Here is a 15,330-nt window from a genome sequence, read left to right as displayed (position 1 = left end):
GTGCCACACGCAACTCCTCCACTTGCATTCCTCTGCATCCGTCGCACTCGATACTCTGCAGATTGCATTTCATATTTCTGAGGGGGAGAGCTGCGCCGTCGGCGGGCCCTCCTGCACGGCACCGGGAGGACAGATGGACGGCTCGCAGCAGGCGCGCGGCGCGCTCGCGCACACGGCGTTCGACACCGAGGGGCGCACTCCGCGTTGGAGGACGCCGATCGTCGCCGTGGTGACGGTGCTCGCCCTCCTGTTCTCCGTGCTGGTGCCGGCCGGGGCGGCTTCGGCCGCATCGAATCTGCCGGAGCTGGTCTGGTCGCAGTCCAGCTCGTCGCGAGCGACGGCGTCGCTGCCCGGCAACTTCTCCTCGCTGCCCGGGGCGACGCTGACCGTGAGCTCCTCCAAGCAGCAGATGAGCCTGGGCGACTCGAACCGCACGGTCTCCAGCATGAGCGCGGTCAGCACGAGCACGGCGCCGTGTGTCTCCGGCAAGTCGCGCTATCAGATCAACACCTGTGACACGTACACCTACACGGTGAGCTTCGGTCAGCCCGTGGTGGACCCCGTCGTGCCGTTCGCCATGCAGAGCTCGACGTACTACTCGGTCTCCGAGGCGACCTCGAAGGGCTGCATCCTCGGCTGGACGGACACCACGCTGTCCTCCATCAACGGCCGGAGCGCCACCTCGAACGACTTCTCCACGCTCACCGAGCCGTCCGGCCCGTACGTGCACTCGTCACCGATGTCCTGGACGGTGTCCCAGAGCACCGTCAACTCCAACCCCTGCGACCCGCTCGGCGGGGGCTCCGGTGCCGTCCTGCAGCTCAAGGGTGTCATCCAGAGCTTCACCTTCACGCTCTACCAGCGCAACGCGATCATCGTCCCCTGGACCTCCACGTTCTGCCCGCTGATGGCCGCTCCCGCCGCGTTCGGCCTCCGCGTCATGGTGCCCGTCACCGACCTCTCCGTGAAGAAGACCGCGCCGGCCACCGCCGACCCCAACGGCACCATCACGTGGAACATCGCCGTCACCAACGCCGGCTCGATGAACTCGCACGGCTTCGTCGTGAAGGACGCGGTGCCGGCCAATGTGACCAACGCCCAGATCGCCTCGGCCCCCCAGGGCTGCACGCTGTCCGGGAGGGATCTCGTCTGCTCGATCGTGCCACCGGGGTGTTCGGCCACGACCGATCCATCCGTCTCGACCGTCGCCGACCTCAGCTGCAGCGATTCGGCAGCAGCGCACCAGACCGTCCTGGCTCCCGGCCAGACCTCGACGCCCATCGTCCTGACGGCGACCGCACCGACGGGCGTCGGCACGACGATCACCAACACGGCGACCGTGGCTGGAGTCGACATCGACTCCAACACCGGCAACAACACCTCCACCACGGTCACCACGGTGGTGCAGAGCGCGAAGCTCACCATCGCGAAGAAGGCCGCGTTGGCGCCGGGCGCGACCGGCAAGGCCGGTGACATCGTGAACTACACGTTCACGGCGACCAATACGGGCAACGTGACGCTGACCGGCGTCACCATCAACGACCCGCTGCCCGGGCTTTCGGGCCTGAGCTACGCCTGGCCGGGTGCGGCCGGTGTGCTGCAGGCCGGGCAGTCGGTGACCGCGACGGCCACCTACCGCCTGACGCAAGCCGATGTCGACGCCGGCGCCGTCTCCAACGTCGCGACGGCCACGGGTAAGGCGCCGGACAACAGCACGGTCGACGGCGGCCGCGCACCCGCGACCGTCACCCTGAACCCCAGGGCCGCGCTGAACGTCACCAAGAACGGCACGCTGGCGGCGGGCGCCACAGGAGTCGCCGGAGACCGGATCACGTACACCTTCAGCGCCACCAACCTCGGCGACGTGACTCTCCACAACGTCGCCATCACCGACCCGCACGCCGGACTCTCTCCGCTCAGCTACCAGTGGCCGGGTGCTGTGGGCGTCCTGACGCCGGGCCAGAAGGTCACAGCGACGGCCACCTATGCCATCACTCAGGCCGACATCGATGCCGGAGTCGTCAACAACACGGCCTCGTCGGCCGGTACGACGCCGGGCGGGGCCGCGGTCGACGGCGGCAGGGCCTCCGTGTCCATCCCGCTGTCTCCTCGCCCTGCGCTCTCGATCACGAAGACGGCGAAGCTTGCGGCGGGTGCGCAGGGTGTCGTGGGTGACCGTGTGGAGTACACGTTCGTCGCGACCAATATCGGCAATCAGACGTTGAGCAATGTCACGATTCAGGACCAGTTGGCCGGGATGAGCGCGCTGGCTTACCAGTGGCCGGGGACGGCGGGGATCCTGATGCCGGGTCAGTCGGTGACTGCCACCGCTTTCTACACCGTTGCCCAGAAGGACCTTGACTCGGGTTCGGTGAACAATGTCGCGACCGCGACGAGTGTGGCGCCGAATGGGTCTCCGGTGAACGCCGGGCCGGCGCAGGCGACCGTGCCGTTGTCGGTGGCGCCGGAGTTGACGTTGACCAAGAACGCCGCGCTCGCCGCCGGCTCCTCCGGGGTCGCCGGCGACAAGGTCCAGTACTCCTTCACCGTGATCAACACGGGTCGCGTCACCGTCTCGAACACGGTGATCACGGACAACCTCCCGGGGATGAGTGCACTGACGTACCAGTGGCCGGGTGCTGTGGGTGTCCTCCTTCCCGGCGAGCGGGCGACTGCGACCGCCACCTACACGCTCACGCAGGCTGACGTGGATGCGGGTGCCGTCTCGAACATCGCGACCGCGAATGGTCGCACGCCGGCCGGTGCGCCGGTGAAGTCGAATGATGCGCAGGCGACGGTGACGCTGGATACGCGTGGTGCGTTGAACATCACGAAGGCTGCGGCGCTGGGCTCCGGCCAGGTGGGCCGGGTCGGTGACACGGTGAACTACACGTTCAGCTCGACGAATACGGGGCCGATCACGTTGACGAATGTGGTGATCACGGACCCGCTGCCGGGTATGTCGGCGTTGACGTACACGTGGCCGGGGACGCCGGGCACGCTGGCCCCCGGCCAGAAGGTGACCGCGACCGCGACGTACACGGTGACGCAGGCGGACGTGTCCGCCGGGTCGATCGCCAACACCGCGTCCTCCGCGGGCACCACGCTGACCGGGAAGCCGGTTGACGGCGGCAAGGCGTCCGCGACGGTGCAGCTGGGCCAGACGCCGGCGCTGCATCTGGTGAAGAAGGTCGCGGCCACCACGGGTGGGGCGGCCGGAGACGTGGTCACTTACAAGTTCACGGTCACCAACACCGGTGTCCTCACCCTGCGCAACGTCGTCGTGGTCGACCCCCTCGAGGACCTGTCGCCGATGAGCTACGCCTGGCCGGGCACCGCCGGTGTGCTCGCTCCGGGGGAGACGGTGGTCGCGACGGCCACGTATGTGATCAAGCAGTCCGATGTGGATGCGGGCGGAATCTGGAACACCGCGATCGCGCACGGCGACCTCCTCACGCGTTCGCAGGTGGACAGCAACGAGTCCTCGGCCGAGGTGCCGCTGGGCGCTGCCGGGAAGCTCGCGCTGACCAAGGCCGCTGCGCTGCACCCGGGAGCGACGGGTGCGGTCGGCGATGTGGTCGACTACACCTTCACCGTCAAGAACGTCGGCGGCCTCACCCTCTCCTCGGTGACGCTCGCGGACCAGATGGCCGGCATGACCGCTCCCGTCTACCAGTGGCCCGGCGCCCCCGGCGTCCTCGCTCCGAACGAGCAGGCCACCGCGACCGCGTCGTACACGTTGAAGCAGTCCGACCTCGACGCAGGTTCCGTCGCGAACACGGCAACGGCGACCGGTGTGCAGCCCAACGGGGATCCGACCACGAGCGACCCCGCGAACGCGGTCGTGCCGCTCACGACGACCCCCAAGCTCACCATCACCAAGACCGGTGCCCTTACGGCCGGCGCGACGGGGAAGGCGGGTGACACGGTCCAGTTCAGCTTCTCCGTGAAGAACACCGGCAACGTGACGATCTCCGCCGTGTCGATCAGCGACCAGCTGCCGGGGATCAGCAGCATCGTCTACACCTGGCCGGCCTCCGCGGGTGTGCTCAAGCCGAACCAGACCGTCACCGGAACGGCGACGTACACGGTGAAGCAGTCCGATGTCGACGCCGGCGCGGTGACGAACCAGGCCACGGTGGCCGGGACCGACCCGACCGGGAAGCCCGTCACGGACGGTCCGGCGCAGGCGACGGTGCCGCTGGCGCAGGATGCGAAGCTCGCCCTGACGAAGACGGGCGCCCTGGGGGCAGGCGCGACGGGTGTCGCCGGCGACAACATCACGTACACGTTCACCGCGCAGAACACGGGTCAGACCACGCTGCGGAATGTGACGATCAGCGACCCGTTGCCGGGCCTGTCCGCGCTGACATACGCGTGGCCGGCAACCGCGGGAACCCTCGCCCCTGGGCAGAAGGTCACCGCCACCGCCACCTACACGGTCACGCAGGCCGACGCCGACGCGGGCAAGGTCGACAACGTGGCCACCGCGACCGGTTCGACCCCCTCCGGCTCCACGGTTCCCAGCAACCCGGCGGCCGCGAGTGTGCCGCTGAGCGCGACCCCGGGCCTCGGGATCACCAAGGCGGGCAGCCTCGCGGCCGGCGCAACCGGCAAGGCCGGTGACAAGGTGAACTTCACCTTCACGGTCACCAACACCGGCGCGGTCACCGTCACCGGTGTCCAGATCACCGACCAGCTGGCCGGTGTCTCCACCCCCACCTACACCTGGCCCGCAGCCGCCGGGGTGCTCAAGCCCGGCCAGGTCGCCACCGCGACCGCGACCTACACGCTGACCCAGGCGGATGTCGATTCCGGAAAGGTCACCAACGTCGCCACGGTCTCGGGCAAGGCCCCGGACGGCTCCCCCGTCAACGGTGGCCCTGCCCAGGTCGAGGTCCCCCTCCCCGGCGCGACGCCGTCGATCGCGCTCACGAAGACGGGCGCGCTCGGCGCAGGCGCCACGGGTAAGGCCGGCGACCGGGTCGATTTCACCTTCCAGCTCACCAACACCGGCGCGCAGACCCTCACAGGGGCCGCGATCACCGATCAGCTGCCTGGTGTCTCCGCGCTCGCCTACACCTGGCCCGCTGCGGCCGGCGTCCTGACACCGGGTCAGAAGGCCACCGCGACCGCGACCTACGCGCTGACCCAGGCGGATGTGGACGCCGGGTCGGTGACGAACGTGGCCGTGCCGCACGCGACCGCCCCGAACGGGTCACCGGTCGACGGTGCCCCCGCCCAGGCGAAGGTGCCGGTGACCCCGAAGCCCGCGCTCACGCTGACGAAGACCGGTGCGCTCGCTGCCGGCGCGACCGGCAAGGCAGGTGACACCGTGAACTTCACCTTCACGGTCACCAACACCGGCAACGTGACTGCGACGGCCGTCTCGATCGCGGATCAGCTGTCCGGCGTGTCCGCCCTGACGTACACGTGGCCGTCCGTGGTGGGACTGCTCGCCCCGGGCCAGGCGGCGACAGCGACGGCGACCTACACGCTGAAGCAGGCCGACGTCGATGCAGGCTCGGTCGTGAACGTGGCCACGGCCACCGGCAAGGCTCCGGACGGATCCACCGTCCCCACCGGGCCTGCCCAGGCCACCGTCCCGCTGGACGGCCGGCCCGCGCTGACGCTCGAGAAGACGGGTGCGCTTGCTGCCGGGGCAACTGGTAAGGCCGGCGACAAGGTCGCCTTCGCCTTCACCGTGACCAACTCGGGTGCTCAGACGGTCACCGGCGTTTCGATCGCCGACCAGCTGGCCGGGCTCTCCGCGATCACGTACACGTGGCCGGGCGCCGTGGGCACGCTCGCTCCGGGCCAGAAGGCCTCGGCGACGGCGACCTACACACTCACGCAGGCCGATGTGGACGCGGGTTCCGTGAAGAACGTCGCGACGGCGACCGGCAAGGACCCGAACGGTTCGAACGTCGACGCGCCGCCCGCCGAGGTCGTCGTCCCTGTCGACGGCGCGCCGAGCCTCGCTCTGACCAAGACGGGAGCGCTCGCTTCGGGCGCGGCCGGGAAGGCCGGTGACACGGTCGACTTCTCCTTCACGGTGACCAACACGGGTGCCGTGACGGCGAAGAGCGTGACCATCGACGACCAGCTGGCCGGGCTCTCCGCGATCACGTACGCGTGGCCGGGTGCTGCGGGCACACTGGCCCCGGGCCAGAAGGCCACCGCGACGGCGACCTACAAGCTGACGCAGGCGGACGTCGATGCCGGCTCGGTCACGAACGTGGCGACGGCCGCGGGCACGACGCTCGACGGTACGCCCGTGCAGGCTCCGCCGGCCGAGGCGGAGGTCCCGCTCGGCGGCCAGCCCGCCCTCACGCTGGTGAAGACGGGTGCCCTCGCTCCTGGCGCGACCGGGAAGACGGGCGACACGGTGAACTTCGCATTCACCGTCACCAACACCGGAGCCAAGACGGCGACCGGTGTGTCCATCGACGACCAGCTGACAGGTCTGTCCGCGATCACGTACACGTGGCCGGGTGCCGCAGGCACGCTGGCTCCGGGGCAGAAGGTCACGGCGACGGCGACCTACACGCTGACGCAGGCCGACCTCGATGCGGGCTCGGTGAAGAACGTCGCGATCGCGAAGGGCACCAACCCCGACGGTTCCGACGTCGAGACGCCGCCGTCGGAGGCGGAGGTTCCCCTCGACGGCAGGCCGGCGATCGCACTGCAGAAGACGGGTGCGCTTGCCGCCGGTGCCACCGGGAAGGCCGGCGACACGGTCGACTTCTCCTTCACCGTCACCAACACCGGCGCTGTCACGGCGACGGGAGTCGTGATCGCCGATCAGCTCGCCGGGCTGTCGACCATCACGTACACCTGGCCGGCTGCTGCCGGGGTGCTGACCCCTGGGCAGCAGGCGACCGCGACAGCGACCTACAAGCTGAAGCAGGCCGACGTCGATGCGGGTTCGGTGGTCAACGTCGCGACCGCGACCGGTAAGGCCCCGGACGGCTCCACCATCCCGAGCGGCCCGGCCCAGGTGACCGTACCGCTGGACGGCAAGCCGGCCCTGACGCTGGTGAAGACGGGTGCGCTCGCCTCGGGTGCGACCGGCAAGGCCGGCGACACGGTCAACTTCTCCTTCACCGTCACCAACAACGGCGCGCAGACGGCGACGGGTGTGTCCATCGTCGACCAGCTGACCGGTCTGTCCGCGATCACGTACACGTGGCCGGGTGCTGCGGGCACGCTGGCTCCGGGCCAGAAAGTCACGGCGACGGCGACCTACGCGCTGACCCAAGCCGATGTCGACGCGGGCTCCGTGAAGAACGTCGCCACGGCGACGGGCAAGGACCCCGAGGGCTCCACCGTGGACAGCCCGCCGTCCGAGGCGGAGGTCCCGCTGGACGGAGCTCCCGCCCTTGCCCTGGTGAAGACGGGCGCGCTCGCGGCCGGTGCGACCGGGAAGGCCGGCGACACGGTGAACTTCTCCTTCACCGTCACGAACAACGGCGCCACAACGGCGACCAGCGTCTCGATCGCCGACGAGCTCGCCGGCTTGTCTTCGATCACCTACACCTGGCCGGGCGCTGCAGGAACGTTGACGCCGGGGCAGAAGGCGACCGCAACGGCGACCTACACGCTGACGCAGGCCGACGTCGATGCGGGCTCGGTGAAGAATGTCGCGACCGCCACGGGTAAGAACCCGGACGGCTCCAACGTCGACACCCCGCCATCCGAGGCCATCGTTCCGCTGGACGGCAGGCCCGCACTCGCGCTGGTGAAGACGGGCGCGCTCGCAGCCGGTGCGACCGGCAAGGCCGGCGACACGGTGAACTTCTCGTTCACGGTGACCAACACCGGTGGCAAGACGGCAACGGGTGTGACGATCGCCGACCAGCTGGCGGGTCTGTCCGGGATCGCGTACACGTGGCCGGGCGCTGCGGGCACGCTGGCTCCGGGGCAGTCCGCGACCGCGACGGCGACCTACACGCTCAAGCAGGCGGATGTGGATGCCGGTTCGGTGACCAATATCGCGACGGCGTCGGGGAAGAACCCGGACGGTTCGAATGTCGACACCCCGCCGGCGGAGACGACGGTGCCGCTGGACGGCAAGCCTGCCCTCACGCTCGTGAAGACGGGTGCGCTCGCGGCCGGTGCGACCGGCAAGGCGGGTGACACGGTGAACTTCACCTTCACGGTGACCAACACCGGTGCCAAGACGGCGAAGAGTGTGTCGATCATGGACCAGCTGACTGGCCTGTCGACGATCACGTACTCGTGGCCGGCGGCTGCCGGAGTCCTTGCTCCGGGGCAGTCTGCGACCGCGACCGCGACGTACACGCTGAAGCAGTCGGATGTGGATGCGGGCTCGGTGACCAACATCGCGACCGCGTCGGGGAAGAACCCGGACGGCTCGACCGTCGACACCCCGCCGGCGGAGACCACGGTGCCGCTCGATGGCACGCCGGCCCTCACCCTCGTCAAGGCGGGTGCGCTCGCGGCCGGTGCGACCGGCAAGGCGGGTGACACGGTGAACTTCACCTTCACGGTGACCAACACCGGCGCCACCACCGCTACGGGCGTGTCGATCGCCGACCAGCTGACCGGCCTGTCCACGATCGCCTACACCTGGCCGGGTGCTGCGGGAACGCTTGCTCCGGGGCAGAAGGTCACCGCTACGGCGACCTACGTACTGACGCAGGCCGACGCGGATGCCGGTTCGGTCAAGAACGTCGCGACCGCGACGGGTAAGAACCCGGACGGGTCGGAGGTCGACACCCCGCCGGCGGAGGTCATCGTCCCGGTGGACGGCAAGCCGGCTCTGACGCTGGTCAAGACGGGTGCACTCGCTACGGGCGCGACCGGCAAGGCTGGTGACACGGTGAACTTCACCTTCGCGGTGACGAACACCGGCGCCAAGACCGCGACGGGTGTGTCGATCAGCGACCAGTTGGCTGGCCTGTCCACGATCAGCTACACGTGGCCGGGTGCCGCAGGCACCCTCGCGCCGGGGCAGAAGGCCACGGCGACGGCGACCTACGTGCTGACGCAGGCCGATGTCGATGCGGGCTCGGTGCGGAACGTCGCGATCGCGAAGGGTGGGAACCCGGACGGCTCGAATCTGGAGACGCCGCCCGCCGAGGTCATCGTTCCGGTGGCTCCGGCTCCGGCGCTGAGCCTCGCCAAGACGGGCGCGCTTGCGGCCGGTGCGACCGGTAAGGCCGGTGACACCGTGAACTTCGGCTTCACGATCACCAACACCGGTACCGTCACGGCGACCGGCGTCACCATCGACGACCAGCTCGTCGGCCTGTCGACGATCGCCTACGCATGGCCCGGTGCGGCCGGCGTCCTGGCCCCCGGCCAGAGCGCGAAGGCCACGGCGACCTACGCGCTGACGCAGGCGGATGTCGACGCGGGACGCGTCAAGAACGTCGCCACGGCGACCGGTGAGGCGCCCGACGGCTCGAACGTCGACGCTCCTCCGGCGGAGGCCGTGGTGCCGGTCGACGGGACGTCCGCGCTCGACATCACCAAGAAGGGCGCGCTCGCACCGGGCGCGACGGGCAAGGCGGGTGACACGGTGAACTACACGTTCACGGCGACCAACACGGGCACCGTCACTCTGACGCGTGTGACGATCACCGACCAGCTGGCCGGCCTGTCGAAGGTAGCGTACAGCTGGCCGGGTGTCGCCGGCACCCTTACCCCGGGGCAGTCCGTCACTGCGACGGCGTCGTACACGTTGAAGCAGGCGGATGTGGATGCGGGTTCGGTGGCGAATGTGGCCACGGCTACGGGGACCGACCCGGACGGTGACCTGGTTCCCAGTGACCCGGGCACCTCCGTGGTGCCGTTGACTCCGGCTCCGGGGCTCAGCATGGTGAAGCAGGGTGGCCTGGTCGCGGGGGCGAAGGGTGTCGCCGGTGATCGTGTCGAGTACACCTTCACGGTGACGAACACCGGCACGGTCACCGAGTCGGATGTCACCATCGAGGACCAGCTGACCGGGCTGTCCGGAATCAGCTACGCGTGGCCCGGTGCCGCCGGTGTCCTGGCTCCTGGTCAGGTGGTGACCGCGACCGCGTCCTACGTGATCACGCAGGCGGATGTGGATGCCGGATCGGTGGCGAACACGGCCCTCGCGACCGGGAAGACGCCCGGTGGTGAGACCGTGCCGAGCGGGCCGGGGGAGTCGGTGGTGCCGCTGAACCCGGCGCCGGGGCTGACCGTGGTGAAGAAGGCGGCCCTCGCGTCGGGCGCGACCGGTGCTGCCGGGGATGTGGTGACCTACACCTTCACGATGACCAACAGTGGTGGTGTCACCCTGTCGAAGGTGACCGTCGCTGACCGCCTGGCCGGCCTGTCGTCGCCCGAGTACAGCTGGCCCGCCGAGGCCGGGGTGCTCGCGCCGGGACAGGCGGCGACCGCGACCGCGTCGTACACGATCACGCAGGCGGATGTGGATGCCGGGTCGGTCGGGAACGTCGCAACCGCGACCGGCACCACGCCCGGCGGCGACACGACGGACGCTCCGCCCGCGGAGGCCGTGGTGCCGCTGAACCCGACACCGGGTCTGAGCGTGGTCAAGACGGCCACCCTGGCACAGCCCGGCGAGGGTGCTGCCGGGGACGCGGTGAACTACACCTTCTCGGTGACGAACACCGGCGGTGTCACCCTCACCGGGGTGAGCATCAGCGACCGGTTGGCTGGGCTGAGCGGGATCGAGTACACCTGGCCGGGTGCGACGTCCGTGCTCGCGCCGGGGCAGACCGCCACAGCGACCGCGGCCTACATCATCACCACCGCCGATGTTGCGGCGGGGGCGGTGTCGAACGTCGCGATCGCGAAGGGTCGCACGCCGGGCGGTGACGATGTCACCACCCCCGACACCCCTGCCACGGTCCCGCTTCCGCACGTCGAGGAGCCCCAGAGCGGGGAACCGGCCATCGGCATCACGAAGTCCGGCTCGCTGGCTCCGGGATCGCTGGGCCAGGTCGGTGATGAGGTGCTGTTCACCTTCGTGGTGACGAACACCGGGTCGGTCCCGCTCGATAGCGTCAGCATCAGCGATCCGCTCCCCGGCGTCAGCCCGATCGCGTTCGGCGACTGGCCCGGCACGCCCGGACACCTCGAACCCGGGCAGGCGGTCACGGCCACGGCGACCTACGCCCTCACCGCGGAGAACATTCAGCGGGGCACTGTGGAGAACACGGCGTGGGCGCACGGCACCGGTGGCGGTAAAACCGTCGACGGTGGCAGCAACACGGTGAACGTCCAGGTTCCGCAGCAGCTGGCACCCGCGGCGGAAACGCCGGATCTCGGGGAGACCCTGGCCCGCACCGGTCAGGATGCCCTCCCCATCGGCCTCGGCGCCCTCAGCCTCCTGCTGATCGGTGGACTCGTCCTGATGCTCCGCCGCCGGCCCCAGGAGAGCTGAGGCCGCCGGCCAGGCAGCCAAGCCCAGGGACGGGAGCACCACTCAGCCGCGCCGAACGGAGCCGCCGTGGAGATCGCACAACGACCTCCACGGCGGCTCCGCCGTGCAACCGGGCGGAGCGTTCGTGCTTGACTGGCGGGGTGTCGACTCCCCCTCGCGCGCCCGGCTTCCCGTACGAGCGCCTCCGCCGCCGACCGGATGTGGAGGCGCCCAACCTGTTCGCCTCCGACTCGGCGGACCGGCTGATCGCCGACCTCGCCGGCGACACCGTCATCGGCGGCGGGCTCGTCGTGGTGGGAGACGCCTACGGAGCGTTGACGCTCGCGGCGGCGGCGCGCGGCGCCGACGGCATCCGGGTGCACCAGGACCTCCTCACCGGCGAGCGCGCCCTGGACGCCAACGCGGTAGATCTCGGCCTCCAGGGCACGTACGAGCATCACCCGCTCGACGATTCGCTCGTTCGCGGAGCCCGCGTCGTCCTGCTCCGCCTGCCGCGCAGCCTCGACGCGCTCGCCGAGATCGCGACCCTGATCGCCGAGCACGCCCGCCCGGATGTCACCGTGTACGCCGGCGGAATGCTCAAACACATGACGACCGCGATGAACGCCGTGCTCGCCGACGTCTTCGGCGAGGTGCACGTGTCGCTCGCGCGGCAGAAGGCTCGGGTGCTTACGGTGTCAGAGCCGCACCCGGCGGCAGCGACCGTGCTCGACCGCTGGCCCGAACGGTCGCTCGACGCCGAGACCGGCTTGTGGGTGTGCGCGCACGGCGCCGCCTTCGCCGGGACGTCCGTCGACATCGGCACCCGGCTCCTCCTGTCGGTGCTCGACCGGGCCGTGCCGGAGGCGCGCACCGCCGTCGACCTCGGGTGCGGGACCGGGGTGCTCGCCTCGGCGCTCGCGGTCGGCAGGCCGGCGCTGCGCGTCGTCGCGACCGACCAGTCCGCCGCGGCCGTCGCGTCCGCCGCGGCGACCGCCTCCGCCAACGGCGTCGCGGAGCGCGTCACGGTCGTCCGCGACGACGGTCTCGCGTCGCAACCAGACGCCTCGGCCGACCTGATCGTGCTCAACCCGCCGTTCCACATCGGCGCCGCCGTCCATACCGGCATCGCGCATCGACTCTTCGCGGACGCCGGCCGGGTGCTCGCTCCCGGCGGCGAGCTGTGGACCGTGTGGAACTCCCACCTCGGCTATCGACCGGCGCTGGAACGGACAGTCGGCCCGACGCGGCAGATCGCCCGCAACACCAAGTTCACGGTCACCGCCTCACGGCGCGGCTAGCCCCGCGTCAGGAGTCGTCGCTCCGCTCGCGCGCACCGCGGCGCGCGCTGGGGGAGTCCAGCAGCGAGAGCACGAACAGCAGCGCGAGCAGGCCGAAGATGACCAGGCCCGCGGCGAGGTCCGCCCAGCTGAACGGGATGAAGCTGCCGTCGATCGACAGCACCAGGATCGTCTCGATCACGCCGAAGACGAGGAAGAAGGCGCCGAGCATCGCCCGCGTGAGCACGACGCGCCCGCGGCGGTGGACCTCCACCCGGCGCAGCTCCACCATCAGGGTGAGCAGCAGCAGCGGCAGGATCTGCGCGAGGGCGGCGGCGGTCGCGCTGTCCATCAGGACGACGTGCAGATCCATGGGGTCGATCATCGTGGGACAGGATACTGCGGGCCGGTCGCAGGAAGTTCGCCTCGGGCGGAATACCCCCTCGCCAACCAAAGTTGAGCCTAGTAGACTCAACTTCGCCCCCGTTTGGAAAGGACCACCTATGGCGAACATGCAGGGCGCGCCCTCCACGCAGGAGGACGCCAAGAGCGCGCTCGAACAGTACGGCGTGAACCTCACCGAGATCGCCAAGAGCGGCAAGCTCGACCCCGTCATCGGCCGCGATGCCGAGATCCGCCGCGTCAGCCAGGTGCTGACCCGGCGCACCAAGAACAACCCCGTGCTCATCGGCGAGCCCGGCGTCGGCAAGACCGCCGTCGTGGAGGGACTGGCCCAGCGCATCGTCGCGGGCGACGTCGCCGACTCGCTCAAGGGCAAGCAGCTCGTCTCGCTCGACCTCTCCGCGCTGGTCGCCGGCGCCATGTACCGCGGCCAGTTCGAGGAGCGGCTGAAGGCCGTCCTCAAGGAGATCAACGACGCCCAGGGCGAGATCATCACGTTCGTGGACGAGCTCCACATCCTGATGGGCGCCGGCGGCGGCGAGGGCTCCGTCGCGGCCTCCAACATGCTGAAGCCGATGCTGGCGCGCGGCGAGCTGCGGCTCATCGGCGCGACCACGCTCGACGAGTACCGCGAGTTCATCGAGAAGGACGCCGCGCTGGAGCGCCGCTTCCAGCAGGTCTACGTCGGCGAGCCGAGTGTGGAGGACACCGTCGCCATCCTGCGCGGCCTCAAGGGCCGCTACGAGGCGCACCACGGCGTGACCATCGAGGACTCGGCGCTCGTCGCCGCGGCCTCTCTCAGCAACCGCTACATCACCGCGCGGCAGCTGCCGGACAAGGCCATCGACCTGATCGACGAGGCGGCGAGCCGGCTCAAGATGGAGATCGACTCCGCCCCGGTGGAGATCGACACGCTGCAGCGCGTGGTCGAGCGGATGAAGCTCGAGGAGTTCGCGCTGAAGAAGGAGAAGGACGAGGCCAGCAAGGAGCGCCTCGCCCAGCTGCAGGAGCGCCTCCGCGAGCAGGAGCGCGAGCTGGAGGAGCTGCAGGCCCGCTGGCGTGCGGAGAAGGCGTCGCTGAACCGGGTCGGCGCACTGCGCTCGCAGCTCGACGAGGCCAAGACCAAGCGCGACCTCGCCCTGCGCGACGGTCGCTACCAGGAGGCCTCGCGTATCGAGTACGAGACCATCCCGAGCATCGAGCGGGAGCTGGCGGAGGCCGAGCGGGCCGAGACCGACCACCCGCGCATGGTCAACGAGCAGGTCACGGCCGACGACATCGCCGCCGTCGTCGCCGCGTGGACCGGCATCCCGGTCGACCGGCTGACCCAGGGCGAGACCGAGAAGCTGCTGCACCTCGAGTTCGAGCTGGGCCGGCGGATCATCGGCCAGAAGAAGGCGGTGCAGGCGGTCGCGGACGCGGTCCGGCGCACCCGTGCCGGAATCTCCGACCCCGACCGGCCGACCGGCTCGTTCCTGTTCCTCGGCCCGACCGGTGTCGGCAAGACCGAGCTGGCGAAGGCGCTCGCCGCCTTCCTGTTCGACGACGAGAAGGCCATGGTCCGCATCGACATGAGCGAGTACGGGGAGAAGTTCTCCGTCTCGCGACTGGTCGGCGCGCCCCCGGGGTACGTCGGCTACGAGCAGGGCGGCCAGCTCACGGAGGCGGTCCGGCGCCGGCCGTACTCGGTGATCCTGCTCGACGAGGTCGAGAAGGCGCACCCCGAGGTGTTCGACGTGCTGCTGCAGGTGCTCGACGACGGTCGGCTGACCGACGGTCAGGGCCGCACGGTCGACTTCCGCAACACGATCCTCATCCTCACCTCCAACCTGGGCAGCCAGTTCCTGGTCGACCCGTCGCTCAATGAGCTGGAGCGCGAGGAGGCCGTGCTGCAGCAGGTGCGCCAGGCCTTCAAGCCGGAGTTCGTCAACCGCCTCGACGACATCGTCGTGTTCTCGGCGCTCACCCAGGAGGAGCTCGGCGAGATCGTGGAGCTCAACATCGACCGGCTGGTCCGCCGCCTGGCGGAGCGCCGGCTGGAGCTGGCGGTCACCCCGGACGCCCGGCGCTGGCTGGCCGAGCGCGGCTATGACCCGATCTACGGCGCGCGTCCGCTGCGCCGGCTGATGCAGCGCGAGATCGACGACCGGCTCGCCACCGCGCTGCTCGCCGGCGAGATCCGCGACGGCGACCTGGTGCGGGTCGACCTCGACCCGAGCGGCGACCGGCTGACCGTCGGGGCCGTGCGCGAGTAGGACCACTCGC

General features: G+C 70.2%; 4 protein-coding genes. 3 read left to right on the top strand and 1 reads right to left on the bottom strand.

Annotation, left to right across the window (positions count from 1 at the left end; genetic code table 11):
* Positions 1 to 133: 133 nt before the first annotated feature.
* Positions 134 to 11,404 (top strand): DUF7507 domain-containing protein, encoded by an 11,271-nt coding sequence (locus tag P5G50_RS01475; RefSeq protein WP_301209920.1) that lies wholly within the window; start codon positions 134 to 136, stop codon positions 11,402 to 11,404.
* Positions 11,405 to 11,544: 140 nt separating this feature from the next.
* Positions 11,545 to 12,684 carry a class I SAM-dependent methyltransferase gene (locus P5G50_RS01470; RefSeq protein WP_301209919.1) on the top strand — a complete coding sequence of 380 codons (1,140 nt, stop codon included), beginning with the start codon at positions 11,545 to 11,547 and terminating at the stop codon, positions 12,682 to 12,684.
* Positions 12,685 to 12,691: 7 nt separating this feature from the next.
* Here the strand turns inward: P5G50_RS01470 and P5G50_RS01465 are convergent, their stop codons facing one another.
* Positions 12,692 to 13,048 (bottom strand): hypothetical protein, encoded by a 357-nt coding sequence (locus P5G50_RS01465; RefSeq protein WP_301209918.1) that lies wholly within the window; start codon positions 13,046 to 13,048, stop codon positions 12,692 to 12,694.
* A 118-nt stretch (positions 13,049 to 13,166) separates the two neighbouring features.
* Here P5G50_RS01465 and P5G50_RS01460 point away from each other — a divergent pair, with 118 nt between their 5' ends.
* The gene (locus P5G50_RS01460; RefSeq protein WP_301209917.1) at positions 13,167 to 15,320 is read left to right on the top strand and encodes an ATP-dependent Clp protease ATP-binding subunit; all 2,154 of its coding nucleotides are present in this window, start codon (positions 13,167 to 13,169) and stop codon (positions 15,318 to 15,320) included.
* Positions 15,321 to 15,330: the final 10 nt, after the last annotated feature.

This window comes from Leifsonia williamsii (assembly GCF_030433685.1).
Classification (GTDB): domain Bacteria; phylum Actinomycetota; class Actinomycetes; order Actinomycetales; family Microbacteriaceae; genus Leifsonia; species Leifsonia williamsii.
This window is presented reverse-complemented; position numbering and strand designations above follow the sequence as displayed.

Bases quoted from the DNA above. Each gene is read 5' to 3' on its own strand.
- P5G50_RS01475 (WP_301209920.1), top strand. From the start codon at position 134: ATGGACGGCTCGCAGCAGGCGCGCGGCGCGCTCGCGCACACGGCGTTC.
- P5G50_RS01465 (WP_301209918.1), bottom strand. From the start codon at position 13,048: ATGATCGACCCCATGGATCTGCACGTCGTCCTGATGGACAGCGCGACC.
- P5G50_RS01460 (WP_301209917.1), top strand. From the start codon at position 13,167: ATGGCGAACATGCAGGGCGCGCCCTCCACGCAGGAGGACGCCAAGAGC.